The sequence below is a fragment of the Actinocorallia libanotica genome (genome assembly GCF_039525175.1).
GTDB classification, from domain to species: Bacteria; Actinomycetota; Actinomycetes; order Streptosporangiales; family Streptosporangiaceae; genus Actinocorallia; species Actinocorallia libanotica.
In genome coordinates this window covers 143,045-167,769 of the sequence record NZ_BAAAHH010000012.1, presented here as the reverse complement: position 1 = coordinate 167,769, position 24,725 = coordinate 143,045, and the positions used below count along the sequence as shown (strand labels likewise).

25 protein-coding genes are annotated in these 24,725 nt (G+C 72.7%); 13 read left to right on the top strand and 12 right to left on the bottom strand.

The window, feature by feature from the left end; genetic code table 11:
- Positions 1 to 22 precede the first annotated feature (22 nt).
- The 5 genes from ABD140_RS17100 to ABD140_RS17080 form a co-directional block, all read right to left on the bottom strand.
- Positions 23 to 919 carry an SDR family NAD(P)-dependent oxidoreductase gene (locus ABD140_RS17100; protein ID WP_344241829.1) on the bottom strand — a complete coding sequence of 299 codons (897 nt, stop codon included), beginning with the start codon at positions 917 to 919 and terminating at the stop codon, positions 23 to 25.
- Positions 916 to 2,130, bottom strand: coding sequence for an amidohydrolase family protein (locus tag ABD140_RS17095; protein WP_344241828.1), 1,215 nt, complete (start codon positions 2,128 to 2,130; stop codon positions 916 to 918). Before ABD140_RS17095 ends, ABD140_RS17100 begins: the two co-directional genes overlap by 4 nt.
- A 16-nt stretch (positions 2,131 to 2,146) precedes the next feature.
- Positions 2,147 to 2,902 carry an acetoacetate decarboxylase family protein gene (locus ABD140_RS17090; protein WP_344241827.1) on the bottom strand — a complete coding sequence of 252 codons (756 nt, stop codon included), beginning with the start codon at positions 2,900 to 2,902 and terminating at the stop codon, positions 2,147 to 2,149.
- A complete protein-coding gene (locus ABD140_RS17085; RefSeq protein WP_344241826.1) occupies positions 2,899 to 3,870 on the bottom strand; it encodes a Rieske 2Fe-2S domain-containing protein in 972 nt (323 codons plus the stop codon). The genes ABD140_RS17090 and ABD140_RS17085 overlap by 4 nt, the downstream gene beginning before the upstream one ends.
- Before the next feature lie 211 nt (positions 3,871 to 4,081).
- Complete coding sequence (locus ABD140_RS17080; protein WP_344241845.1) at positions 4,082 to 4,507, bottom strand: VOC family protein; 426 nt, start codon at positions 4,505 to 4,507, stop codon at positions 4,082 to 4,084.
- An 85-nt stretch (positions 4,508 to 4,592) separates the two neighbouring features.
- Between ABD140_RS17080 and ABD140_RS17075 the strand changes: the two genes are divergently transcribed.
- The gene (locus ABD140_RS17075; protein ID WP_344241825.1) at positions 4,593 to 4,754 is read left to right on the top strand and encodes a hypothetical protein; all 162 of its coding nucleotides are present in this window, start codon (positions 4,593 to 4,595) and stop codon (positions 4,752 to 4,754) included.
- Positions 4,755 to 4,780: 26 nt separating this feature from the next.
- On the opposite strand, the gene ABD140_RS17070 is transcribed toward ABD140_RS17075, so the two are convergent.
- From ABD140_RS17070 to ABD140_RS17060, 3 genes are all read right to left on the bottom strand, one after another.
- Positions 4,781 to 5,374 carry a hypothetical protein gene (locus ABD140_RS17070; RefSeq protein ID WP_344241824.1) on the bottom strand — a complete coding sequence of 198 codons (594 nt, stop codon included), beginning with the start codon at positions 5,372 to 5,374 and terminating at the stop codon, positions 4,781 to 4,783.
- 146 nt (positions 5,375 to 5,520) lie between these two features.
- Positions 5,521 to 5,652 carry a hypothetical protein gene (locus ABD140_RS17065; RefSeq protein ID WP_344241823.1) on the bottom strand — a complete coding sequence of 44 codons (132 nt, stop codon included), beginning with the start codon at positions 5,650 to 5,652 and terminating at the stop codon, positions 5,521 to 5,523.
- Positions 5,653 to 5,715: 63 nt separating this feature from the next.
- A complete protein-coding gene (locus tag ABD140_RS17060; RefSeq protein WP_344241822.1) occupies positions 5,716 to 6,582 on the bottom strand; it encodes an alpha/beta fold hydrolase in 867 nt (288 codons plus the stop codon).
- A gap of 92 nt (positions 6,583 to 6,674) precedes the next feature.
- Between ABD140_RS17060 and ABD140_RS17055 the strand changes: the two genes are divergently transcribed.
- Positions 6,675 to 7,283, top strand: a complete 609-nt coding sequence (locus ABD140_RS17055) for a TetR/AcrR family transcriptional regulator (RefSeq protein WP_344241821.1) — start codon at positions 6,675 to 6,677, stop codon at positions 7,281 to 7,283.
- A gap of 11 nt (positions 7,284 to 7,294) precedes the next feature.
- On the opposite strand, the gene ABD140_RS17050 is transcribed toward ABD140_RS17055, so the two are convergent.
- Positions 7,295 to 7,858: a TetR/AcrR family transcriptional regulator gene (locus tag ABD140_RS17050; RefSeq protein ID WP_344241820.1), complete on the bottom strand. Its 564-nt coding sequence runs from the start codon at positions 7,856 to 7,858 to the stop codon at positions 7,295 to 7,297.
- A gap of 82 nt (positions 7,859 to 7,940) precedes the next feature.
- Between ABD140_RS17050 and ABD140_RS17045 the strand changes: the two genes are divergently transcribed.
- Positions 7,941 to 11,078, top strand: a complete 3,138-nt coding sequence (locus ABD140_RS17045; RefSeq protein WP_344241819.1) for a bifunctional cytochrome P450/NADPH--P450 reductase — start codon at positions 7,941 to 7,943, stop codon at positions 11,076 to 11,078.
- A gap of 11 nt (positions 11,079 to 11,089) precedes the next feature.
- Here ABD140_RS17045 and ABD140_RS17040 read toward each other — a convergent pair whose 3' ends face one another.
- Positions 11,090 to 11,569: a MerR family transcriptional regulator gene (locus ABD140_RS17040; protein ID WP_344241818.1), complete on the bottom strand. Its 480-nt coding sequence runs from the start codon at positions 11,567 to 11,569 to the stop codon at positions 11,090 to 11,092.
- Between the two features lie 188 nt (positions 11,570 to 11,757).
- The gene (locus ABD140_RS17035; protein ID WP_344241817.1) at positions 11,758 to 12,297 is read right to left on the bottom strand and encodes a MarR family winged helix-turn-helix transcriptional regulator; all 540 of its coding nucleotides are present in this window, start codon (positions 12,295 to 12,297) and stop codon (positions 11,758 to 11,760) included.
- 160 nt (positions 12,298 to 12,457) lie between these two features.
- On the opposite strand from ABD140_RS17035, the gene ABD140_RS17030 reads away from it, so the two are divergent.
- From ABD140_RS17030 to ABD140_RS16995, 8 genes are all read left to right on the top strand, one after another.
- On the top strand, positions 12,458 to 13,342 hold the full coding sequence (locus ABD140_RS17030; RefSeq protein WP_344241816.1) for an FAD binding domain-containing protein: 885 nt from the start codon (positions 12,458 to 12,460) through the stop codon (positions 13,340 to 13,342).
- Positions 13,335 to 13,853, top strand: a complete 519-nt coding sequence (locus tag ABD140_RS17025; RefSeq protein WP_344241815.1) for a (2Fe-2S)-binding protein — start codon at positions 13,335 to 13,337, stop codon at positions 13,851 to 13,853. The genes ABD140_RS17030 and ABD140_RS17025 overlap by 8 nt, the downstream gene beginning before the upstream one ends.
- Positions 13,850 to 16,246 carry a xanthine dehydrogenase family protein molybdopterin-binding subunit gene (locus tag ABD140_RS17020; RefSeq protein ID WP_344241814.1) on the top strand — a complete coding sequence of 799 codons (2,397 nt, stop codon included), beginning with the start codon at positions 13,850 to 13,852 and terminating at the stop codon, positions 16,244 to 16,246. Before ABD140_RS17025 ends, ABD140_RS17020 begins: the two co-directional genes overlap by 4 nt.
- Positions 16,247 to 16,249: 3 nt before the next feature.
- Entirely contained in the window at positions 16,250 to 16,897 is a 648-nt protein-coding gene (locus ABD140_RS17015; RefSeq protein ID WP_344241813.1) for an SRPBCC family protein, read from the top strand.
- A 114-nt stretch (positions 16,898 to 17,011) separates the two neighbouring features.
- On the top strand, positions 17,012 to 18,025 hold the full coding sequence (locus tag ABD140_RS17010; protein ID WP_344241812.1) for an ABC transporter substrate-binding protein: 1,014 nt from the start codon (positions 17,012 to 17,014) through the stop codon (positions 18,023 to 18,025).
- A 52-nt stretch (positions 18,026 to 18,077) separates the two neighbouring features.
- Complete coding sequence (locus ABD140_RS17005) at positions 18,078 to 18,929, top strand: ABC transporter ATP-binding protein (RefSeq protein ID WP_344241811.1); 852 nt, start codon at positions 18,078 to 18,080, stop codon at positions 18,927 to 18,929.
- A 1-nt stretch (position 18,930) separates the two neighbouring features.
- On the top strand, positions 18,931 to 19,800 hold the full coding sequence (locus ABD140_RS17000; RefSeq protein ID WP_344241810.1) for an ABC transporter permease: 870 nt from the start codon (positions 18,931 to 18,933) through the stop codon (positions 19,798 to 19,800).
- A 10-nt stretch (positions 19,801 to 19,810) separates the two neighbouring features.
- Positions 19,811 to 21,283, top strand: coding sequence for an aldehyde dehydrogenase (locus ABD140_RS16995; RefSeq protein WP_344241809.1), 1,473 nt, complete (start codon positions 19,811 to 19,813; stop codon positions 21,281 to 21,283).
- 64 nt (positions 21,284 to 21,347) lie between these two features.
- Here ABD140_RS16995 and ABD140_RS16990 read toward each other — a convergent pair whose 3' ends face one another.
- Positions 21,348 to 22,115 (bottom strand): aspartate dehydrogenase domain-containing protein, encoded by a 768-nt coding sequence (locus ABD140_RS16990; protein ID WP_344241808.1) that lies wholly within the window; start codon positions 22,113 to 22,115, stop codon positions 21,348 to 21,350.
- A 117-nt stretch (positions 22,116 to 22,232) separates the two neighbouring features.
- On the opposite strand from ABD140_RS16990, the gene ABD140_RS16985 reads away from it, so the two are divergent.
- Positions 22,233 to 23,033 (top strand): SDR family oxidoreductase, encoded by an 801-nt coding sequence (locus tag ABD140_RS16985; RefSeq protein WP_344241807.1) that lies wholly within the window; start codon positions 22,233 to 22,235, stop codon positions 23,031 to 23,033.
- The gene (locus ABD140_RS16980) at positions 23,026 to 24,696 is read left to right on the top strand and encodes a thiamine pyrophosphate-binding protein (protein WP_344241806.1); all 1,671 of its coding nucleotides are present in this window, start codon (positions 23,026 to 23,028) and stop codon (positions 24,694 to 24,696) included. Before ABD140_RS16985 ends, ABD140_RS16980 begins: the two co-directional genes overlap by 8 nt.
- The last annotated feature ends 29 nt before the right edge of the window (positions 24,697 to 24,725 follow it).

Here is a 24,725-nt window from a genome sequence, read left to right as displayed (position 1 = left end):
GGGCGGGCGGACCCGCCCCGTCTCACTTGAGGATTCCGTGGTCCTCCACGACCGTCGGGCAGCGTCCTTCCGCCAGCCGTCCGGCCCGGTCACGCAGGGTCTCCGCGGCCCCGGCCAGGTCGGAGGCGATGCAGTAGACGCCGCTTTTGATACCGTCCACGACCTGCTGAGCCAGCTCGTCGAGCGGCTGGACGGCCATCTCCGCGTCGGCCGCGGCGGACATCTCCACCAACTGGGCCACGGTGATGGCGGGAGTGGTGCGCGGCCGCTCCCTGGCCAGCTCGTCGGGCCGGTTGCGGTCGGCGGTCCACAGCCCGGTGTCGAGCAGCCCGCCGCCCGGCAGGAACAGCGAGGCGCCGATCCGCCCGCCACTCTCCTCCCGCAGCTGGGTGGCGAGGCACTCGGTGAGGATGGAGACGGCCGCCTTGCTGGCCGCGTACACCGACGCGTTCGGCAGCGGGTTGATCGCCCCGTCTCCGGAGGAGGTGTTGACGACATGGCCCGGCTCGCCGCCCGCCAGCATCCTGGGCACGAACGCCTGGACGCCGTGGGCGACACCGAAGACGTTGACCGAGTGCACCCACCGCCAGTCGTTGGGGGTGGTCTCCCAGGTCCTGGCCGACGGGGCGCCGACCCCTGCGTTGTTGACCAGGACGTGCACCGCTCCGTACCGGTCGTACACTCCGGCCGCGAGCGCCTCGACCGAGGCCGGGTCGGTGACGTCGGTGCGGACGCCGCTCACCTCGCCGGCGGCCGACAGCTCCTCGGCGGTCCGCTCCAGCGCTCCGGCCTCGACGTCGGCCAGCACGACCTTCGACCCTTCGGCGGCGAACCGCTCACCGAGCGCGCGCCCGATGCCGGACGCGCCACCGGTGATCACCACGACCCGTCCGCGGAAGTCCTGGAGGGGGCCGCTCACGGCGCCTCCGTCCCGTGGACGTCGGCGACGGTGGGGCCGACGCGGGCCACGTGCGGGGCGAGGGCGTCGAGGTCGAAGCCGTACACCTCCGCGGCGGTCAGGCCGAGGATCCGGCGGACCTCGTCCTGGGGGACCCTGCCGAAGCGCTCGGCCAGCCAGGGCCGGGTGCGGGGCCAGGTGCCCTCGGGGTGGGGGTAGTCGCTGCCCCACATGAGGTTGCCGATGCCGATCCGGTGGCGGCGTTCGACCTCGATGTCGCCCATGACGGAGGCGGCCATGAAGCAGTTGCGGTCGAAGTACTCGCTGGGCTTCATGGTGAGCCCGGACCGGAAGGCCGAGGGGCCGAACTTGCGGGTGGCGTGGTCGCCCTCCCACTTGGAGTCCATCCGGCTGATGATGTCGGGCGTCCACCAGGCGCCGTTCTCGGCGATGACGTACTTGAGCCCGGGGTGCCGCTCGAACACGCCGCCCAGGATGAGCGCCCACAGCGGCCGCGCCGCCCACCAGTAGGCCTCGACGGTGTAGATGGCGATGAGGCCGGGCGTGATGCCGTAGTCGTCCTCGTCGGGGCCGACGCCCGAATGGGTGTGGACGGGCAGGCCGGTCTCGGCCGCGGCGGCCCACACCGGGTCGTAGACGGGGTCGTTGTAGGACGGCAGCGCCCCCCACTTGGTGGGGATCATGATGCCGCCGCGCAGCCCGTGGCCGGCCGCCCACTCGACCATCTTCACCGCGGCCCCGATGTCGTGCAGCGGGACGATCGCGACGCCCGCGCGGCGCTCCGGGCTGTTCCTGCAGAAGTCGGCGATCCAGCGGTTGTGCGCCCAGGCGCCGGCGAGGGTCATCTCGGCGTCGTCGCTGCCGGTGGAGCCGAGCCCGGCGGTGAACGGGGTCTTGGCGACGCCGCCGACGCCCGCGGAGTCGGCGTCGGGGAAGATCACCTCGGCGGCGACGCCGTCGTGGTCCATCTCCTCGTCGCGCACGGCCGGGTCCCAGGCGCCCTTCATGCCGCCGTGGTGGCCGATCTCGGAGTCCCACTCGCTCAGGAACTTGCGGTGCTCGTCGGTCTCGGCGAGCTGCCGCATCGCCTCGGCCTCGGCCTGGGCGGCGTCGAAGGCCGCGTGGTACCGGGCGTCGATGTAGTCGCGGTAGCCCTCGGCCGGGAGACCCGCGTGGCTGTCGGTCGAGATGAGGGTGTAGCGCTCGCTCATCCTTGCCTCCTGGGCGTCACTGGTAGCGGATCTGGGCGTGGGGCGCGAAGGCGGCGGGGTCGACGGGGCCGACGACCTTGGGCTCGTTCCGGCTGGAGCGGCGCACCCACCGGAGCGTGGGCGTCGACAGGATCGGCAGGTCGACGACGGGGCAGCCGGGCAGCTCGCGCAGGACGAGCTCGCCTTCGACCGCCTCGATCCGCTCGGGGACGCGGACTTGCTCCAGGCGGATCAGCAGCGGGTCGCCGTCGAAGCCGACGCCGCTGACGGCGGGCTGGAACTTGTACCAGAACTGCCGTGCCGGGTACGGCTCGGGGACGGGCAGATCGCCGGTGATCTGGCCGGTCATCTCGATGAAGGTGACGCCCTGGCGGGTGATGGCGGCGTGGACGGCGCCGTCCTCGGTCCGGGTGAGCTCGATGTCGGCGAGCTTCTTGGGCTCGCCGAACCGCTCGCGGCTGAGGGCGATGGCCGGTTCCAGGTCGATGGGGATGAGCAGCGGGTACTCGCCGGGTTCGCCGTCCAGTTCGGCCTCGACGGCGAAGTAGCCGACGAGCTCCTTGTACCGGTGTTCGCCGAAGGCCAGGTCGATATCGGTGACGCGGACGTGGACGCGCGGCTGCGCCGGCGGGGTCAGCGGCGGCGGCAGCACCTCGGCCAGCGCCGCGGGGTCGGTGAGATAGACGGCCTCCAGCGAGGGGAGCGGCGGCACGCCGTCGGTCAGGCCTGAGCTCGGCGGGGCGGGTTCACGGATCCAGCGGGTGAGGCTCATGTCCGCTCCTCGGGGAACGAGTAGAACTGGCGGCACCAGCGGCGGTGTTCGCTGACGTCCTTCTCCTGGGGCCGCAGCACCGGCGGCTCCCTGTAGATCTTGTTCTCCCAGATCGGGATGTCCTGGCTGAGCCCCTGGCAGAACATGTCCGCCGCCTGCTCCGCGGCGTCCGGGCCCAGCGAACGCGGTGCGGTGAAGACCCAGCGGACGTGGACGTTGTCGGCGTCCAGCGGGGTGGTGCTGGAGAGGAAGGTCGTCCAGCCCTTCAGGCGCAGGACGCCCAGGCCGAGGCCGAAGCCCTCGCGGACGAAGTTCCCGCCGTCGCCCACGGCCCTCTTGTAGGGGCCGTCGACGAAGAACTCCTCTTCGGGGACGGCGTCGGTGCCGTGGACGTACTTGAAGTGCACGCGGTCGACGTTGTTCTCGGCCATCTCCTGGCAGCAGGTGGCGACCTGGAAGTCCCGGACGACGATCGGCGACCACTCGGGGTCGTCGAACTCCGGGACGACCGGCACGTCGTAGAACGGATCGCCGCCCTCGAGGTGGTGCCAGGCCCAGATCATCCGGTTGCGCTCGATCGTGGGATAGGCGCGCATCGAGGCGCGCCGGGGAATGTGTTCCACGTCGTCATAGGGGACGTCGACGCACTCGCCGCTGGCCCCGTCGAACTTCCATCCGTGGAACGGGCAGCGGATGCAGGACTCCTCCACCCGCCCGCCGACGGCCAGATGCGCGCCGAGGTGGCTGCAGTGGGCGTCGAGGACGTGGGGGGCGCCGTCGGCGCCCCGGAAGAGGACGAGGTCCTTGCCGAAGGCGTAGAGGGGCTGGACGTCGCCGGGCGCCAGGTCGGCCGAGGCGGCGACGATGAACCAGCCGTTGGGGACGGGGAAGGGGAACCGGCCTTCGGCCCTGCGGAGGACGCGCGGGCGCAGCTCCGGCCGGAAGAGGAGGTCGGGATCCCGGGGCATGGGCAGTCCCGGGAGGTTGCGCGGAGCGCGAGGCGGAGAGGAACGAGGGGGCAGATCGATATCGGGGGTGGACACCGCGTCTCCTTGTCCCATTAATTTTGGAAGACGCTTCAAAAATCACATCCGGAGACCGGCGGGGTCAAGAGAGAAAAATTATATCTAATATATAAGTTACTGGCCATGGGGAGAGAGGTCTTCTCGGTAGTGGGTTTCAGCCGATCTGCTCGGCCAGGGCGATGAGGATGCCCTCGGGGCCGCGGACGTAGCAGAGCCGGTAGGCGTTCTCGTACCGCGTGACCTCGCCGACGAGCTCGGCGCCGTGGGCGCGCAGGCGGGCGAGGGCTCCATCGATGTCCTCGACGGCGAACATGATGCGGCGGATGCCCAGTGCGTTCACCGGGGCGTTCTCCGCCCCGGCGCTGACGGCCGCCGGGGCGCGGTATCTCGTCAGCTCGAGCCGGCCGTGGCCGTCCGGGGTCCGCATCATGGCGATGTCGGTGCGGACGCCGTCGAGCCCGACGAGACGGTCCACCTCGGGCCCTTCGACCAGAGCCCGGCCCTCCAGCTCCATGCCGAGCGCGGTGAAGAACGCGATGGCGGCGTCGAGGTCGTCGACGACGATGCCGATGTTGTCCATCCGCTGGATCGTCATGCCCCCGAGCATAGGGGGCCTGCCTCGAGTGCCCGGTGTGCCGGATGCGGTCGGCTTATGATCACCTGCCATGGCGCTCAGTGACGACCAGGTGCGTGAGCTCGTTCGGCGGTTCGCGGCGGTGGAGATGGACGGGTGGGACGACGCGGCCTTCGGGCGGGCGCGGGAGGTGCTCGGGTGGCGGACGCCGGAGTACTCCGAGAAGGAGCCGCGGTCGCGGCGGGGGTCTTGAAGACCGGTCGGACGGCGCGTGGTGGATCAGGTGATGCCGGACACCAGGAAGACGCCGGTGATCTTGGCGGTGGCGGGACAGAGGAAATTACTTCCGGAGGTGGATTTGGGAATGTTGACGCCCGGGAAATGGAATTGAAGGTAGGGCCAGGATCGGTAGGGCCGGTAGGGATTGTCGCCATGGTAGTACCGGCCGCTGAAGGGATGCGTGTAAATGCAGGTGATGTTGCTCGGTGCGTTCAGTTGGAAAGCGACCCGGAAGCCGGTGATGGAGACGATTCCATCGTAGTAGTTGCCGCTGGTGGGCGTGAGGTTCCAACTCCAGAACAGGCTCGACATCGTGGTCTTCGCGGAGGGGGAGGAGAGCGGCAGCGCGGTGATCGAGGTGGCGGCGCCGGTGCAACCGCCGAAGTCGGCCGTGTCGATGGTGATGGCGCCGCCGCTGGTGATACTCCCCGCCAGGTTCGAGGAGGTGCAGGTGGCGGTGCTCGTGGTCCCCAGCAGAGACCAGGAGAACGACAGGTTCTGCTCCAGTGTGGCGGTGAATTCGCCCGCGGGCCAGGCCGAAGCGGGGGAGGCGGCGACGGAGACGGCGGCCGCCGCGGTGGCCGCGGCCGCCATCAGGGTCCTGGCGGGGGAACGGGTGAAAGGCACGAGCGCCTCCCCTTGCTGTCGTGGAGGTGATGATGACAGTAAATGGCCGGGAGGAAGGGCGGTCAACATTCGGCTGCATGGCCGGAATATGACAGGGGCCGCACCCGCCTTTTTCAGGAGCGGAAGGACGACAGGCCCGCGATGGCGAAGTCGATGGAGGCCTCGAAGGTCTCGTCGAGGTCGGCGACGCCGCCCTGCTCGTTCAGGGCGCCGGTCGTCTCGCCGAACGTGCACCTGCTCGGCATAGGACTGCCTTCCAGTCCTGACCACCGGTGACGGTACCGGGCGGGTCGGCCGATGGAGTCGCGTCAGTCGGCGAGGTGGGGGAGGAGGAGGGCGGCCACCTCGGGGGCGGCCTGTTCGGGGATCCAGTGGCCGACGCCTTCGAGGGTGTGGAAGGCGTAGGGGCCTTTGACGTGGTCGCGGGTGAGCGCGGCGGCCTTGGGGCCGAGGGCCGGGTCGTCGTCGCTGAAGATGTAGAGGGCGGGGACGGTGACGTTGCCGCCGGTGAGGCGGGACGGGGGGTTGAAGGGCATGCCCCGGTACCAGTTGACGGCCGGGGTCAGGTTCCCGGGGGTGAGGAGGTACTCGGCGTCACGGGGGTTCATGCCCTCGCTGAGCCGGGAGCGCGCGGCCGCGGTGGTGGTGAGGCGGGGCAGGAGGAGTTCGGGGATCCAGGGCAGCTGGAAGAAGAACATGTACCAGGACATGAGGAACTGGCGGCTGGTGAAGAGGGCGCGGAGGAACGCGACCGGGTGCGGGACCGAGAGCGCGGTCACCGTGGCGACGAGGTCGGGGCGGGTGGCGGCCAGGACCCAGGCGATGGAGGCGCCCCAGTCGTGGCCGACGACGTGGACGCGGCCGCCCGGCGCCGCCGCGGTGATGAGGGCGACGACGTCCTCGGCGAGGGCGCTCATCCGGTAGGCGTAGCGGCCGCGCGGGCGGGCTCGGGGGGAGTAGCCGCGCTGGTCCGGGGCCAGGGTGCGGTAGCCCGCGGCGTGCAGGTGGGGGGCCAGGAGCTCCCAGGAGGCGGACGTCTGCGGGAAGCCGTGCAGGAGGACGACGATCCCGCCGTCGAGGGGTCCCTGGTCGGTGACGTCGAAGACCAGGCCGTCGCGGGTGAAGGAGGTGAGGCGGGTGGCGGTCACGCGCGCACCGCCGTGCGACGGGTCCATGAGCGCTCCTATGTGATCGATGAACACATCCATGTGATCGCTGATTACATATGGGGCCGGGGCGGGTGTCAAGGCTGTGGTAGGACTGCTGCATGACCACCCGGACGGCCGGTCGGCCCTACCACCACGGCTCCCTCCCGGAAACGCTGGTCGCGCACGCCGTCGAGCTGCTGGACGAGGCGGGCCCCGACGCGGTCGTCGTCCGCGAGGTGGCACGGCGAGCGGGGGTCTCCCCGTCCGCTCCGTTTCGGCACTTCCCCGACCGCGCCGCCCTGCTGGCCGCCGTCGCCGAGGCCGTCGCGGTGGACTTCGGCGCCCTCCAGCTGGCCGCGGTCGAAGCCGCCGACGCCCTGCCCTTCCGCGCCCTGGGCAAGGCCTTCGTCCACTACGCCCTGGCCCACCCGCACCGCTTCGCCCTCCTGCGCGACACGGTCTTCACCCCCGCCCGCACCCCCGCCCTGGAGGAGGGCCACCGCCTCTTCACCGAGGCCATCACCGGGGTGATCATCGCGGGCCAGCAGCGCGGCGAGCTCCGCGGCGCCGACCCCGACCTGGTCCGCATCGCCGCCCAGGCCCTGGTCTACGGCCTCTCCCAGATGTTCGTCGACGGTTACCTGGACCCCACCCGGGCCGACACCCTCATCAACGACGTCATCGACCTCTTCGGCCTGGGCGTCCTGGCCCCCGGGAGCCGGCTCTAGCCGTCCCCGGGTCAGGAGCGGAAGGACGACAGGCCCGCGATGGCGAAGTCGATGGAGGCCTCGAAGGTCTCGTCGAGGTCGGCGACGCCGCCCTGCTCGTTCAGGGCGCCGGTCGTCTCGCCGAGGACGAAGCCGGAGAGGAGGGAGAACAGCGTCTTGCGGACGTGGACGAGCTGGTCCTCGTCGACTCCGGCGGCGGCGAGGATGCGGTCGAGGGCCTGCCAGATGAGGTGGTCGTTCCCGGTGATCTCCGGGTGGGACTGGGCGTACAGCCACAGGGAGGGGTGGCGGCGGGCGAGGGCGCGGCAGGCGTGGCCGAGGGCCCGCAGCTGCTCGGGCCACGGGCCGTCGCCGGCGGGCAGGTCCAGCCGGGCGCCCGCCAGGGCGCAGACGCGCTGCAGCAGCGCTGTCTTGCCCGCCACGTGGTGGTAGAGCGACATCGGGTTGACGTCCAGCTCCACCGCCAGCTTGCGCATGGACAGCCCCTCGACCCCGCCCTCGTCGATGAGGCGCAGGGCCGTCGCGGAGATCTCCTCGGGCGTCAGGGGCGCGCCTCGGCGCGCGTTCGCAGCCATACGCCGTATGGTAACGTCCGCCATACGGCGTATGGCTGGCGGCGGCGGGTGGCCGCCGGCCCCGAGCGCGAAGGAGCCCCCCATGCCCCCGACCCGGTCCATCCCCGTTCTCCGCGGGATGCCCTTCCTCGGCAACGCCCTGCAGCTCGCGGCCGACGTGCCCACGGACTTCCTCGTGGAGACGGCGGGGGAGCACCCCGAGGGCCTCTACCGGCTGGACGTCCTCGGCCGGCGGCCCCTGTTCGTCTACGACCCCGACCTGGTCGCCGAGATCTGCGACGAGACGCGGTTCTACAAGAGCGTCGCCCCGCCGCTGGGCATCGTGCGCGACTTCGCCGGAGACGGGCTGTTCACCGCCCGCGGCGACGAGGCGGTCTGGGGGCACGCGCACCGCATCCTGATGCCCGCCTTCGGCCAGCGGTCCATGAAGGCGTACTTCCCCCAGATGCTCGAGGTCGCCCAGGAGCTCGTCGACTCCTGGAGCGGGCGGCAGGGGGAGGACCTGCCGGTCTCCGACGACATGACGCGGCTCACCCTGGACACGATCGCGCTCACCGGCTTCGACTACCGGTTCGGCTCCTTCGCCGCCCCCGAGCTGCACCCGTTCCTCCAGGCGATGGGCCGCGCCCTGACCGAGGCCATGGTCCGCGCCCGGCAGCCTCCGCTCGTCACCAAGGCGCGCAAGAAGCGCGAGGAGACCTACCAGGCCGACATCCGCGCCATGCAGGAGCTGGTGGACGACGTCATCCGGCAGCGCCGCGCCGAGGGCCGGAACGGCGGCACGGACCTGCTCGGCCTGATGCTGGAGGCCGCCGACCCGCGCACCGGGGAGCGGCTGTCCGACGAGAACATCCGCAACCAGGTCCTCACCTTCCTGATCGCCGGGCACGAGACGACCAGCGGGCTGCTCTCCTTCGCCCTGTACAACCTGCTGCGCAACCCGCACGTCCTGGCCCGCGCCTACGCCGAGGTCGACCGGCTGCTCCCGGACGGCGCCGAGCCGTCCTACGAGACGATCATGAAGCTGGACGTGATCCCGCGCGTCCTGGACGAGACGCTGCGGATCTGGTCCCCCATCCCGGGCTTCATCATCAAGCCCTTCGCCGACACCGAGATCGGCGGCTACCCGGTGCGCAGGGGCCAGCAGATCTTCGCCCTGCTGCCCGCGCTGCACCGGCACCCCAAGGCCTGGGACCGGCCCGAGGAGTTCGACATCGACCGGTGGCTCCCCGAGAACCGGAAGGACCACCACCCCGGCGGCTACAAGCCGTTCGGCAACGGCGAACGCGCCTGCATCGGACGCCAGTTCGCCCTCACCGAGGCGCGGCTGGCCCTCGCCCTCATCCTGCGGCGGTTCGCGATCAGCGATCCGCACGCCTACCGGATGCAGGTCAAGCAGACGCTCACCCTCAAGCCGGAGGGCTTCACCGTCCGCGTCCGCGAGCGCCGCCCCCACGAGCGCGCCGCGATCACGGAACCGGTCGCGGTCCGGGCGGCCGAGGAGGAGCGGATCGAGCCGGTCGCCGCCGGAACCCCCCTCACCGTCGCCTACGGCTCCAACCTCGGCACCTGCACCGCCATCGCCGAGCGGCTGGCCGAACGCGCGGGCCGGTCCGGCTTCGCCGTCACCCTGACCACCCTCGACGGGATGGCCGCCGACCCGCCACGGCAGGGGGTGCTCGTCGCGGTCGCCGCCAGCTACAACGGCAGGGCGCCCGACAACGCCCAGGCCTTCGACGCCCTCGACGCGCTGCCGCCGCTGGAAGGGGTGCGGCTGGCGCTGCTCGGCTGCGGCGACACCCAGTGGCCGACCTACCAGGCCTTCCCCCGGCGCGCCTTCGCCAAGCTCACCGGCGCGGGGGCCGTGCCCCTCGTGGAGCGCGGCGAGGCCGACGCGGCGGGCGACTTCGACGGCGGGGTCACCGCGTGGACCGCCGCGCTGTGGGAGGCGCTCGCCGCCGAGTACGGGACGGCCGCCGCGGCGGCGAGCGGACCCCGCTACGAGATGGAAGTGCTCACCGAGGCCGACGTCCGGCCCGCCGTCATCTCCGCGGCGGCCGTCCCGCTGACCGTGGTCGAGAACGAGGAGCTGACCGGCGACCCCGCGGGCCTGTGGGACTTCACCCTGGAAGCGCCACGTCCCGGCGTGCGCTCGATCGTGGCGGCCCTGCCCGAAGGCGTCTCCTACACGGCCGGAGACCACCTGGCCGTCTTCGCCAAGAACGACACCGAGCAGGTGGAGCGGGCGCTGCGCCTCCTGGGCGTTCCCCGCGACCAGGTCGTCCGGCTGCGCACCAGGGGAACGACGCACCTGCCGGTGGACACCCCGGTGACGGCCGGGCTGCTGCTGACGGAGTTCGCCGAACTCCAGGAGCCGGCCACCCGGTCCGACCTGGAGACGCTCGCCGCGCACACCTCGTGCCCGCACACCCGCAGGCAGCTCACCCTGCTCGCCGACGCCTACGCCGACGAGATCCTCGCCAAGCGCGTCTGCGTCCTGGACCTGCTGGAGCGCTTCCCCGCGGTCGCGCTGCCGCTGCCCGTCCTCCTGGAGGCGGCGGGCCCGATCCGGCCGCGCTACTACTCGATCTCCTCCTCACCGCTGGCCGACCCCGGCCGGGTCCGGCTCACCGTCGGCCTGGTGGAGGGCCCCGCCTGGTCGGGCACGGGCCGGTACCGCGGCACGTGTTCGTCCTACCTGGCGGCCCTGTCGCCCGGCGAGGTGTTCTACGGCCACCCCCGCACCCCCGCGCCCCCGTTCCGGCTGCCCGCCGACCCGGCCGTCCCGGTGATCCTCATCGGCCCCGGCACCGGCATCGCCCCCCTGCGCGGATTCCTGGAGGAGCGGGCGCACACCGGCGCCACCGGCCCGGTCGAGCTGTTCACCGGATGCCGCCACCCCGGCCACGACCGGCTCCACGCCGCCGAGCTCGACGCCTGGGAGGAAGCCGGGATCGTCCGGGTGCACACCGCCTTCTCCGCGCTGCCCGACCACCCGGCCCGGTACGTCCAGCAGGCCGTGGCCGCCGAGGCCGACCGGGTGTGGGAGCTCCTGGAGCGCGGCGCGCACGTCTACGTCTGCGGGGACGGCCTGCACATGGCACCCGCCGTCCGGCGGGAGCTGGCACGGATCTGCGCGGAGCGGAGCGGCGGCGACGGCGAGGGGCTGCTCCGCCGCCTGGAGGCCGAGGGCCGCTACCACCAGGACATCTTCGCCTGATCCGAGGCCGCTCAGCGGTTCGTGCGGTCCTCCGGGTGGGCGGGCGGCGGACCGCGGAGGAGGAAGTCGTCGGTGAAGGGAAGGCCCGCGAGGGCGGCGTCGACGCGGGCGCGGACATAGGCGCCGGTGACGGGGCAGTCGAGGGGGTCGTCCTGGGGGCAGCCGAGGAGGTGGTCCAGGACGGCGGCGGCGCGCTGGAGCGCCTGCAGGCGCTCCAGGACGACCTCCCGCTGGGCCGCGATGCGCGCGTGCCGGTCCCGGGCGCTGCCGGCGCGCATGGCGGCGAGGGTGTCGGCGAGCGTCATCATGCCGTCCTGGTGCCAGAGCTGGGCGTAGGCGAGGCGCTCCAGGGCGGCGCGGTCGTACTGGCGGACCCTTCCCTTGCGGGACGTGGAGCCGATGACGCCGATCTCCTCGTAGTAGCGCAGGGCCGGCACCGAGAGGTCGAACAGCCTCGCCACCTCGCTGATCGAGTACAGGCGCTCCACCATCTCGCCTCTTTCCGCAGCCGACCCCTTGTACTCAAGCGTACTTGAGTCCGCAGACTGTGACCAGGCAAAACGGTCGTACCCATCCGCCCTGAGCTGGGCGGATCCGTCCCGGCCCGGTCGCGGGGCGGCCGCGACCGGGGGTACGGGAAAGGGGGCGCGTGGGAGCGGGAGGACGGCGCGGCGGGTCGTCAGCTCGAGGGCTCGGCGGGCCGCGCGCTGTGCGCGATCGACGCGCCGAGCTTGCGCATCAGCGAGACCAGCTGGGCCCGCTCCTGGGGGTCCAGGAGCTCCAGCATCCGCTCCTCGGTGGCCAGGTGGTCGGCGAAGGCCGCGTCGATCTTGGCCAGGCCGAGCTCGGTGAGCTCGGCGTACACCACGCGGCGGTCGCCCTGGGAGCGGGTGCGGCGGATCAGGCCGTCGGCCTCCATCTTGTCGAGCCGGAAGGTGATGCCGCCCGAGGTGAGCAGGGACGATTCGGCCAGCTCGCCGGCCGTCTTGCGGTGCGGCTCGCCGGAGCGGCGCAGGTTGGCCAGGACGTCGAACGCCGCGAGGGTCAGCCCGTGCCGCTCGTGGACCGTGCTCAGCATCGCGCGCTGCGCGATGTTGAGGCGGACGATCCGGCCGAAGACGCCGATCGGCTCGGGGGACACGTCGGGGCGCTGCTGCCTCCACTGGTCGACGATCTCGTCGACCTCGTCCCGCTGGCCGGTCTCCGGTGCGACTTCCATGCGTACCTCCCGAACGGGCCCGGAGATCTCCCAGGGCTAAGTATCTTTGGTCTAAGCTATAAAACTCAGTATCAAGACTTCTAGTTTACGGGGCCGGGGTCGGACGCCGGAGTCCCAGGAGGGGAAGTCACCCCATGACCACACGCGCGCGGCGGGCCTCATGAAGCCCGCGCCGTTCACCTACCGCCGGGCCCGCTCGCTCGCGGAGGCGGCCGACCTGCTGGCGGCCTGCCCGGACGCGAAGATCCTGGCCGGCGGGCAGTCGCTCGTCCCCATGCTCAACATGCGGCTCGCCCGGCCGGAGACCCTCGTCGACATCGGCTCCCTGGCCGCGCTCGACTACGTCGACGTCGTCGACGGCCACCTGGAGGTCGGCGCGGCCGCCCGCCAGGCCGCCGTGGCCGCCCACCCGCTGGTCCGCGCGCGCCTGCCGGTGCTCGCCGCGGCGATCGGCCGCATCGGGCACTCCCAGATCCGCAACCGCGGCACCGTCTGCGGGAGCATCGCCCACCACGACCCCTCGGCCGAGCTCCCCGCGCTCGCGCTCGCGCTGGACGCCCGGATCCTCACCTACGGGGTGCGCGGCACCGCCGTCCACGAGGCGGCCGCCTTCTTCACCGGGACGTTCGATACCGCGCTGGCGCCCGACGAGATCGTGACCGCCGTGCAGTTCCCCCTCCCGGAGCCGGGCACCGGCTGGGCGTTCGAGGAGGTGGCACGGCGCAGCGGCGACTTCGCGCTCGTCGGCGGCACCGCGCTGCTGCGCGCGGCGGCCGACGGGACCGTCGAGCGGGTCCGGATCGCGCTGTTCGGGGTGGCCTCCACCCCGGTGCGGCTGCCCGCGGTCGAGGAGCTCGTGACCGGCGCCGCCCTGAGGGAGGACGTCCTGGCCGCCGCCGAACGCCTGACCGCCCGGACGCTCGACCCCACCGCCGACAGCCACGCCTCCGCCGACTACCGGCGCGAGGTCGCCGCCCACCTGGTCCGCACCGTGCTGGCCGACGCGTTCGCCCGCACCCCCGCCGGGAGCCCCACTGATGCCTGAGATCACCCTGCACGTCAACGGCCTGGAGCACCGCCTCGACGTGCCCGACCGCATGCTCCTCACCGACGCGCTGCGCCAGCGCCTCGGCCTGACCGGCACCCACGTCGGCTGTGAGCACGGCGTCTGCGGCGCCTGCACGATCCTGCTCGACGATCAGCCGGTCCGGGCCTGCCTGACCCTGGCCGTCCAGGCCGACGGCCACCGGATCCGCACGGTCGAGTCGGTGGCGCCCTCCGAGGAGGAGCTGCACCCGGTGCAGCAGGCGATGCGCGACTGCCACGGCCTCCAGTGCGGGTTCTGCACGCCGGGGATCGTGATGAGCCTCCTCGCGCTGCACGAGCAGGAGGAGCCGCCCGGACCCGAGGAGATCGACGAGACGCTGTCGGGCCACCTGTGCCGGTGCACCGGCTACCGCAACATCACCGAGGCCGCGCACCGCGCGCTCGGCTGCGCCGGCCACGCCGGCCCGGCGGACGCCGCCGGCCACGAGCACGAGGGAGCCGGCCGATGAGCGCGGAAGCCTTTGCCGACCAGGGCCTGATCGGAACGTCGGTCCTGCGCAAGGAGGACGACGCCCTCCTGCGCGGCCGGGGCCGGTTCCTGGCCGACCTGGTCATCCCGGACTCCCTGGAAGCCGCCTTCGTGCGCAGCCCGCACGCCCACGCGAAGGTCACCCGGATCGACCTCGAGGCCGCCCGCGCCCTCCCGGGCGTCGTCGCCGCCTACACCTGGGACGACATCCGCGACACCGTCTCGGAGCTCTTCCTGGAGGCCGAGATGCGCATCCCCGAGCAGGTGAAGGAGGCGATCAGGCCGCTGTCCCGGCTCCAGCCCGTGCCGCTGCTCGCCGACGGCCTGGTGACGTGCGTCGGCCAGGCCGTCGTCATGATCATCGCGGTGGACCGGTACGTCGCCGAGGACGCGATCGAGCTCGTCGAGGTCGGCTACGAGCCGCTGCCCCCGCTGGTCGACCCGCTCGCCGCCCTGGACGCCGACGCGCCGATCGTGGTGCCCGGCACGGACGACAACCTGGCCATCTCGGTCGAGGGCCGCTCCGGCGACATCGAGACGGCGCTGGCGGAGGCCGCGTACGTCGTCACCGAGCGCTACCGGTCGCACCGGTACGTGGCCTCGCCGATGGAGACGCGCGGCGTCGCGGTCATGCTGGACCCGCGTGACGGGGGGCTGACCGTGTTCGCCTCCACCCAGACCCCGCACCGCCTCCGCGAGGTCATCGCCGGCACCCTGCGGCTGGATTCGGGGCGCGTCCGCGTCACCGCCCCCGACATCGGCGGCGGCTTCGGCCAGAAGGGCGTGCAGTACGTCGAGGACGTCCTGCTGCCCTACGCCGCGCACCGCCTCGGCCGCTCCGTGCGCTGGGTGGAGGACCGCACCGAGAACCTGACCTCCTCCTCGCACGCCCGCGAGCAGGTCCACGACATCACCCTGGCCGCCGACGCCGAGGGGCGCCTGCTCGCGCTGCGCGACGACGTGGTGATCAACCTGGGGAACGCCAACCTCACCGGCCTCGTCGTCCCCTACAACACGCTGACGCACGTCATCGGCCCGTACGTCATCCCGGTGCTGGACCTGCGCGTCCGCGGCGTCCTCACCACCACGATGATGACGACGCCCTACCGGGGCGCCGGCCGCCCCGAGGCGGTGTTCGCGATGGAGCGGGCGATGGACCGGCTGGCACGGGCCATGGGGATCGAGCCGCACGAGCTGCGGGCGCGCAACCTGGTGCGCCCGGAGAAGATGCCGCACCGGACCGGGCTCATGTACCGCGACGGCACCATGCAGACCTACGACTCAGGGGACTTCCCCGAGCTGCTGCGGCGGCTCGTCGGGCATCTGAAGATCGACGAGGTGCGGGCCCGCCAGCGAGGCGGTGGCACCGCGCCGGGCAAGCGCCTGGGCGTCGGCCTGGCGATGTACATCGAGGGCACCGGGCTCGGCCCGTTCGAGAGCGGGTCGGTGACCGTGCTGCCCAACGGCAGGGTCAGGGTGGCCACCGGCGCCAGCTCGCAGGGCCAGGCGCACCAGACGGTGTTCGCGCAGGTCGCCGCGGACGCGATCGGCGTCCCGCTGGACCGGATCGACCTCATCGAGGGGGACACCGCCGCGATCGGCCACGGCGTCGGCACGATCGCCAGCCGCAGCATGGTCACCGCGGGCAACGCCATCCACCTGGCGGGCCTGGCGGTGCGCGAACGGCTGCTGGCCGACGCGGCCGAGGCGCTCGGCACGGCACCGGAGGACCTGGAGATCGTGGACGGCGTCGTCCGGCCCGCGGACAAGCCGGAGGCGGGGATCGACGTGGCCGCGCTGGCCGCCCGGCGCGCGCCGCTGCTCGTGCCCGGCACCAGCACCGGTCCCGGCGCGATGATCAGCGAGACGACCTTCTTCAAGCCGCCGACCGTGACCGTCGCCAGCGCCGCGCACGGCGCGGTGGTGGAGGTGGACGAGCGGACCGGCAAGGTCGAGATCCTCTCCTACGCCGTCGTGCACGACTGCGGCCGCGTGGTGAACCCGATGGTCGCCGACGGCCAGGTCACGGGCGGCGTCATGCAGGGCATCGGCGGCGCGCTCTACGAGGAGATGGAGTACGGCCCCGACGGGCAGCCGCGCTCGGTGACCTACATGGACTACCTGGTCCCCACGGCCGCCGAGGCGCCCCCGTACGTGCTCGACCACATCGAGACGCGTTCGGCGCTCAACCCGCTCGGGGTCAAGGGGCTCGGCGAGGGCGGCGCGATCGCCCCTCCCGCGGCGCTCGCCAACGCCGTCGAGGACGCGCTGGGACCCGACCGCGTCCACATCACCCGCGGCCCGCTCACCCCGAGCCGGGTCAAGGACCTCATCCGCGGGGCGTCGTCCGGCGCCTCGCCCGACGAAAGGTAAGCCATGGAGCTCCAGCACTCCTTCACCGTCCCCGTCCCCCTCAAGGAGGCCGCGGACGTCCTGCACGACGTCACCCGGCTCGCCCCCTGCATGCCGGGCGCGGTCCTGGAGGGCTTCGACGGCGAAGAGTTCACCGGCCGGATCTCCGTCAAGGTCGGCGCGATCACCATGTCCTACCGGGGCAGGGGGCGCTTCCTGCCGGGCGACGGGAGCACGGTCGCGCTGCGCGTCGAGGCGGCCGAGACCAAGGGCGCCGGGGCGGTGTCGGGGGACGTGGTGTGCGGCCTCCACGAGGAGGGCGGCGCCACCCGCGTGGTGGTGGACACCCGGGTGGACATCTCCGGCCGGGCCGCCCAGTTCGGCCGCGGGGTGATCACCGAGGTCGGCGACAAGGTCGTCGCGGCGTTCGCCGCCAACCTCCAGGAGGCGCTCGTCCGGGGCGGCGGCGAGGACGCGCCGGCTCCCGCCGCGGCGCCTTCCGGAGCCGCCGTGCAGGCGGGTTCGCCCGCGGCGGCCGCTCCGCTGGACCTGGGGTCCGTCGCGGGCCCCGTGCTGCTGCGCAAGGCCGCTCCGCTGGCGGCGCTGTTCGGCCTCCTCCTGGCGTTCCTCCTGGGCCGCCGCACGGCGGACTTCCGCATCACCCGCGGCTGAGGCTCCGGGGACCTGCGAGTTAACGAAATCGTTACGCTAAGAATCTAGGCACCAAAAATCTTAGGACTAATACTTCTTGGACTAAGAGGTATAGCTCCGAGAGAAGGACCCACCATGTCGAAGAAGCTCCTGGTCACCGCCGTCGCGGCGGTCACGGCCGTGCTCGCTTCCGCGTGCGGCGGCGACGCGGAACCCGCCGCCGGAGAGGTGACGGTCGCGCTGCCCTTCGCCAGCTGCCTGTCCTGGTACCCGCTGTACGTCGCCGAGGACCAGGGCTACTTCGACGAGGAGGGCATCACGGCGAAGTTCGAGAGCACCGACGGGTCGGGCGGCGCCGTCCAGGCGGCGCTCACCGGCAAGGCGCAGCTCGCCGCGGCCGCGCCCAACGCCTACCTGTCGGCGGCGAGCACCGGCGCGAAGCTCCAGGCGTTCTACGCGCTCTACCAGAAGAGCACGTTCACCGTCATCACCCCGGCCGACTCGGGCATCACCGACCTGGCCGGGCTCAAGGGCAAGACCATCGGCATCAGCGCCCCCGGCGGCGGCGACGTGATCTACCAGGAGTGGCTGGCCTCGCAGGCGGGCCTGAAGAAGGACGCCGACTACACCCAGCTCGCCGTGGGCGACGGCTCCTCGGCCGCCACCGCGCTCAAGAAGGGCACGGTCGACGCCTACTCCGCCTCGTTCTTCGACGAGGAGGTCATCAAGGGCGGCGACCTCGAGGTCACCGCGCTGCACGCCGCCGACGAGCCGCAGCTGGTGGACAACTTCCTCGTCGCCACCGACAAGTGGGCCGAGGCCAACGGCGAGACCATCGACAAGTTCGGCCGGGCGCTGGCGCGCGGCACCGAGTGGGGCCTGGCCAACCCCGACGGCGTCATCGAGCTGTGCGGAAAGCACGCTCCCGAGGAGACCCAGGACCCGGCCTTCGCCAAGGTCGTCTACGACCGGGTCAGCGACCTGCTGAAGCTCCCCGAGAGCGCCCAGGGCAGGTACGGCCACATCGACACCGAGGGCTTCACCGCCTTCGCCGGGCAGCTCGCCGACCTGAAGCTCATCGAGTCCGCCGACGGCGCCAAGGCCGTCACCAACGACCACGTCGACGCCTGGAACACGGCCGGCGAGTAAGCGTCACGCAAGTAAGCGCCACGCCAGGCCGGCGGGCAAGCGAGAGGGAAGAATGCCACAGCACCAGAGCACCGCGGAGCACATCGCGCCCGCGGCCAGCGCCACCGCGGCGGGGGCGTCCGTGCACGTCCACGACGTCGTCCGGACCTTCACGCGCGACGGCGAGACCGTCCACGCACTCGGACCGGTGTCCCTGGACATCGCGCCGGGCGAGTTCGTGGCGCTCCTCGGCCCCTCCGGCTGCGGCAAGAGCACCCTGCTCAACATCATCGGGGGGCTCCTGCCGCAGACGTCGGGCGTCGTCCAGGTCGGCGGCGCCGACGTCGACGGCGTGCCCGACGAGGTGGGGATGATGTTCCAGAAGGCGGTCCTGCTGGCCTGGCGCACCGTCCGGGAGAACGTGCTCCTCCCGATCGAGATCGCGCGGGGCCGCAAGGCCGCCCGCGCGGCCGCGGCCCGGGCCGACGAGCTGCTCGACCTCGTCGGACTGGGCTCCTTCGCCGACAAGATGCCGAACGAGCTGTCGGGCGGCATGCAGCAGCGAGCCGCGATCTGCCGCATGCTCATCCAGGAGCCGTCGGTGCTCCTGCTCGACGAGCCCTTCGGCGCGCTCGACGAGTTCACCCGCGAGCACATGAACGTCGAGCTCGCCCGCATCTGCGCGCTCACCGGGCGGACGGCGGTCTTCGTCACCCACTCCATCAGCGAGGCCGTCTTCCTCGCCGACCGGGTGGTCGTGATGAGCGCCCGTCCGGGCCGGATCGCGGGCATCGTCGAGGTGGACCTGCCCGGCCCCCGCGACCCCGAGGTGATGACCTCGGCACCGTTCCAGACCTACGTCCGCGAGGCGCGCGATCTGCTGAAGATCGGGTACGACTCGGCGGCGAGCACCGAGGACCACTGACATGACGCAGACCGCCACCGCCAGCCGGCCCGCCGAGGCCGCCCCCGCCAAGGCGCCGCCCGCCCGGGCCGGCAGACCCCTGATGGAGCGCATCCCCACCCCGGTGCTGCTCACCACCGCGCTCGTCCTCCTCGTCGCCGTCTGGCAGAGCGTCATCTCGCTCGGCTGGGTGAACGAGTACGTCCTGCCGACGCCGTGGGACACCGCGACCGCCCTGTGGGACGTCACCGCCGACCTGTTCACCGGCGGCCCCGTGTTCGACAACTTCCTCATCTCCGCGCAGGAGACGCTCTACGGCCTGCTCATCGCCGCGGTCGCGGGCGTGGTGCTCGGCGTCCTGATCGCCGAGACGGTGATCGGCCGCCGCGTCCTGCAGCCGCTGATGATCGCCCTGTACGCGGCGCCGAAGGTGGCGCTCGCGCCGCTGTTCGTCGCCTGGTTCGGCTTCGACATGGCGCCCAAGGTCGTCATGGCCGCGGTCATCGCGTTCTTCCCCGTGATGGTCGACACCGCCGCGGGCCTGGCCGGGATCGACGAGGACGAGGACAAGCTGTTCAAGTCGCTGCGCGCCTCGCGCTGGCAGCGGTTCTTCAAACTCAAGCTGATGAACGCGCTCCCGTTCGTCTTCGCCGGCCTGAAGTCCGCCTCGGTGCTGGCCGTGATCGGCGCGATCGTCGCGGAGTTCCTCGGCGGCGGCGAGGGCCTGGGCGTCATGGTCAAGACGGCGTCCGTCGGCTTCGCGCTCGACCGGGTGTTCGCGTTCGTGATCCTGCTGTCGGCGATGGCCTTCCTGGTCTACCTCGCCGTGGACGTCATCGAGCGCAAGGTGATCTTCTGGCGGCAGACCGGCTTCCTGCCGACCGAGTCCTAGGGGAGGGGCGATGACCGAACGGCTCCTTCCCATCATCGTCGGCGGCGTCCCGCAGGAGGGCCGCGGCGGGCCGCTGGCCAGCACCGACCCCGCGGACGGCACGACCGTGGCGACGGTCGCGGCCGCATCCGCCCAGGACGTCGACCTGGCGGCCGAGCGGGCCGCGGCCGCACAGGCCGATCCGGCCTGGCAGCGGATGCTGCCGCACGTGCGGGCACGGCTGCTGGCGCGCACCGCCGACCTCATCGAGGCGCGGCACGAGGAACTGGCGCTGCTGCAGTCCCGCGACAACGGCAAGCCGATCACCGAGACCAGGGCCCTGGTCGCCAGCGCCGCCGGCACCTTCCGCTACGTCGCGGCGGTGCTGGAGAGCTCCGACGAGCGCCTCACCGTCCCGCGCGGCCCGTACCTGACCCTGTCGGTGCACGAGCCGATCGGCGTGGTCGGCGCGATCACCCCGTGGAACTCGCCGATCGCCTCCGACGCCCAGAAGCTCGCCCCGGCCCTGGCGGGCGGCAACGCCGTCCTGCTGAAGCCCGCCGGATGGGCTCCGCTCGTCTCCCTGAAGGTCGGCGAGATCCTGCTGGAGGCGGGCTTCCCGCCGGGCCTGGTCAGCGTGCTGCCCGGCCCGGGCGGCACCGTCGGCCAGCGCATCGTCGACCACCCGGCGGTGGGGCACGTCTCCTTCACCGGCGGCACCTCCACCGGCCGCGGCCTCGCCGAGTCGGCCGCGCGCAAGCTCATGACGACCTCGCTGGAGCTCGGCGGCAAGTCGCCGACGATCGTCTTCGACGACGCCGACCTCGACCTCGCCGTCAACGGCGTCCTCTACGGGATCTTCAGCTCCCAGGGCCAGTCCTGCATCGCCGGCTCCCGCCTCTTCGTGCAGCGCGCGGTCTTCGAGGAGGTCGTGGCGACCCTCGCCGGGCGCGCCGACGCCCTGCGCGTCGGCCATCCCCGCGACGAGCGCACCCAGATGGGCCCGCTCATCACCGCCCGGCACCGCGCCTCGGTCGAGGACTACATCGCGCTCGGCCGGTCCGAGGGCGGCGAGGTCGTCGCAGGGGGGACCCGCCCCGAGGAGCCGGAGCTGTCCGCCGGCACCTACCTGCGCCCGACGGTCATCACCGGCGTGGGCAACGACGCCCGCGTCGCGCAGGAGGAGATCTTCGGGCCGGTCCTGGTCGCCATCCCCTTCGACGACGAGACCGACCTCATCGCCCAGGCCAACGACACCGTCTACGGCCTGGCCGCGGGCGTGTGGACCCGCGACTTCCCCAAGGCGTGGCGCACGGCCCGCGCCCTCCAGGCCGGCCAGGTCTGGATCAACACCTACAAGCAGCTGTCCGTCGCCACGCCCTTCGGCGGCTTCAAGGACTCGGGCTCCACCCGGGAGAAGGGCGCCGACGCCATCCGCGCCTACCAGCGCCAGAAGAGCATCTACGTCGACACCGGCGGCCGGCCGATCCCCTGGGCCGACTGACCGTCCGCGGAGAACACCACGGCGGCGCCGTCCTCGCAGGTGAGGACGGCGCCGCCGGACCCGTTCAGAGGGCTTCGCGGAGGGTGTGGAGGACGGCGTAGGGGACCACCCGGCTGGTGCGGGGGTTGGCGGGGGAGGGGAGGTTCTGGACCTCGAAGCGGTAGTTGCCGACGGGGCCCTCGGCCGTCACGACATGGGTGACGAGGGAGGCGGCGGGGTCGGCGACCAGCTCGACCTCGACCGGGGTGGCGGGCAGGGCCAGGGAGAGCGTCGCGGCGACGTTCATCGACCTGGGGAAGAGGGCGGCCGCCTCCTCTGCCGGGCCGCTGAAGACCACGATCGGGCCGTCGGCGGAGGCCAGTTCCGCCTTGCGGGAGTCGTCCATCCAGTCCTGGACGAGCGCGGCGGGGGTCTTCGTCGTGCTCAGCCGGATCGTCGTGAAGGGCGCTGCCGAGGCCGCCGCGACCAGGAGGTCCAGGCCGCCGAGGGCGCCCGCGGTGACGAAGAGGCGGCCGGGGCCCGCGGCGTAGAGGCGTTCGCGCAGGGCCCCGTCGGCGAGGGCGCCGGCCGAGGAGACCACGAGGTCCACGCCCGCGGCCAGGGCCTCCTCGCCGTGGGCGGCGAGGGCCGCCTGGCCCGCGCACTCGATGAGCACGTCGGCCCGCGCGATCGCCTCGGCGGCGCTCACCACCGGGACGGCGGCGCCCTCCGCGCTCCGCCCCACCACGCAGTCCAGCCGCGCGCCGGGGACGTCCCCGGCCAGCAGCCGGTCGCACACGACCGTCCCGATCGCGCCGTACCCCAGCACCGCGATCGCCTTCGACTCCGGCATCGACGCTCCTCCCGCGCCCCGGCCTTCCGGGACGCTCTCTCGACGGCAGGACTCTTGGTCCAAAAACTCTATGGACAAAGATACTTAGATCTAAGACTTTATGGTAGCGTGCCGCACATGGAACTGGGATTGGCCGGTCGGACGGCCCTGGTCACCGGCGGGAGCTCCGGCATCGGGCTCGCCACGGTGGCGGCGCTGCTCGCCGAGGGGGCGAACGTGGCGACCTGCGGCCGCGACCCCGAAAGACTCCGCACGGCACTGGCACCCCTGCGCGCCGAGTACGGCGAGCGGTTGCGGCACGGCGCCGCCGACGTGACGCGCGCCGAGGAGATCGGCGCCTTCGTACGGGAGTCCGCGGCCGCGTTCGGCGGGCTCGACGTCCTCGTCAACAACGCGGGCCGCTCCCGCACCTCGACCTTCGCCACGACGGCGGACGAGGACTGGCGCGAGGAGCTCGACCTGAAGTTCTTCGGCGTGATCCACCCCACCCGCGCCGCCCTGGACGCGCTGCGCGGCTCCGACGCGGCCGCGGTCGTCAACCTCAACGCGGTCCTGGCCCGCCAGCCCGAAGCGCACCTCGTGGCGACGTCCGCGGCACGCGCCGGGCTGCTCAATCTCTCGACCTCGATGGCGGCGGAGTTCGCCGCCGACGGCATCCGCGTCAACTCCGTGTGCGTCGGGCTGATCGACACCGGCCAGTGGCGGCGCAGGTACGAGAACGCGCTGGAGGAGGGCCGGACGACCGGCTCCTACGAGGAGTGGGCGAGCGGCATCGCCGCCGACCGCCGGATCGCCGCCCGGCGGTTCGGCACCGCCGAGGAGGTCGCGGCGGCCATCGTCTTCCTGGCGTCGCCGCGCGCCTCCTACATCACCGGCACCCAGATCGAGGTCTCCGGAGGAGTCGCCCGTTATGTCTGAGAACCCCGCACCCGGCCGCGCGCTGGACGTCACCAACGGCGGCGACCTGGTCGTCGCGCTGATGGAGGCGCTGGGCGTCGACACCGTCTTCGGCGTCGTCAGCGTGCACAACATGCCCATCGTGGACGCCGTGGCCGCGAAGAAGAGGTTCGTCCCGGTCCGCCACGAGGCCGCCGCGGTGAACGCCGCCGACGCCCACGGCCGCGTCCGCGGCACCGTCGGCATCGCGCTGACCAGCACCGGCACCGGCGCGGGCAACGCCGCCGGCTCCCTCATCGAGGCGCTGTCCACCGGCTCGCGGGTGCTGCACCTCACCGGGCAGATCGAGAGCCGCCACCTCGGCCAGGGCCGCGGCTTCATCCACGAGACCAAGGACCAGGCGGGCATGCTCGCCGCCGTCAGCAAGTCCGCGTACACCATCCTCGACGTCGAGAGCGCCGCCGGGATCCTCGCCCGCGCCGCCGCCGAGGCCGCGACCGCCCCCTACGGGCCGGTCAGCGTCGAGTGGCCGATCGACCTCCAGTACCGCCCGCACGCCATCCCCGCGCTGGACGTCGCGCCGAAGGCCGCCGCCCCCGCGTTGGACGAGGCGGCGCTGGACGAGGCGGCCGCGCGGATCGCCGCCGCGAAGCGCCCGCTGCTGTGGGCGGGAGGCGGCGCGCTCGACGCGCGCCCGGAGGTCGCCGAGCTGCTCACCAGAACGCGCGCCGGGCTCCTCACCAGCAACTCCGGGCGAGGAGTGGTGGAGGAGGGGCACGGCGCGTGCATCGGCAACTTCGCGATGAACCCCGCCGTCGCCGCCGTGCGCGAGCGTGCCGACCTGTTGATCAGCATCGGGACGCACTTCCGCAGCAACGAGACCGGCGACTACGACCTCGCCCTGCCCGCCGACCACGTGCAGATCGACATCGACCCCGCCGCGATCGGGCGGGTCTACCCGGCGGCGACCGGCCTGGCCGGAGACGCCGCCGAGGTGCTGCGCGCCCTGCTCGCACGCCTCCCGGAGCGCACCGGCACCGACGACGGCTGGCTCACCGAGGTCGCCGCCGCGCGGCGCGGCGCCCGCCAGGGCCTGCGCGAGTCCATCGGCTGGCAGGCCGAGATCTGCGACGCGGTGCGCTCGGCCTTCCCGCGCACCGCCGTCCTGGCCCGCGACGTCACGATCCCGTCCAGCATGTGGGGCAACCGGCTCCTGGCCGTGGACGACCCGTCCGTCAACGTCTTCCCGCGCGGCGGCGGCATCGGCCAGGGCCTGGCGATGGGCATCGGCGGGGCGATCGCCCGGCCCGAGGTCCCGACGCTGATCCTCGCGGGCGACGGCGGCTTCGCCGTCCACCTGGGCGAACTCGGAACGCTCGCCCAGGAGAACCCGTGGGCCGTCGTCCTGTTGTTCAACGACGGCGGGTACGGGGTGCTGCGCAACACCCAGGACGTCCACGTCGGTCGGCGCTCCGGCGTCGATCTGGCCACCCCCGACTTCGGCCTCCTGGCCGCCGCCTACGGCCTGCCGCACTGGCGGGTCAAGAGCACCGACGACATCGAGGCCGCGCTCGCCGCCGCGCTCTCGGTCCGCGGCGCCGCCGTGGTGGAGGTCGACGTCGATGCCCTCGGCCCGATCCCGCGCCCGTTCACCCCGCCGGTCAAGATCCCGGGCGCGAACTGAGCGCCCGTCCGGCCCCGACCCACCGACGA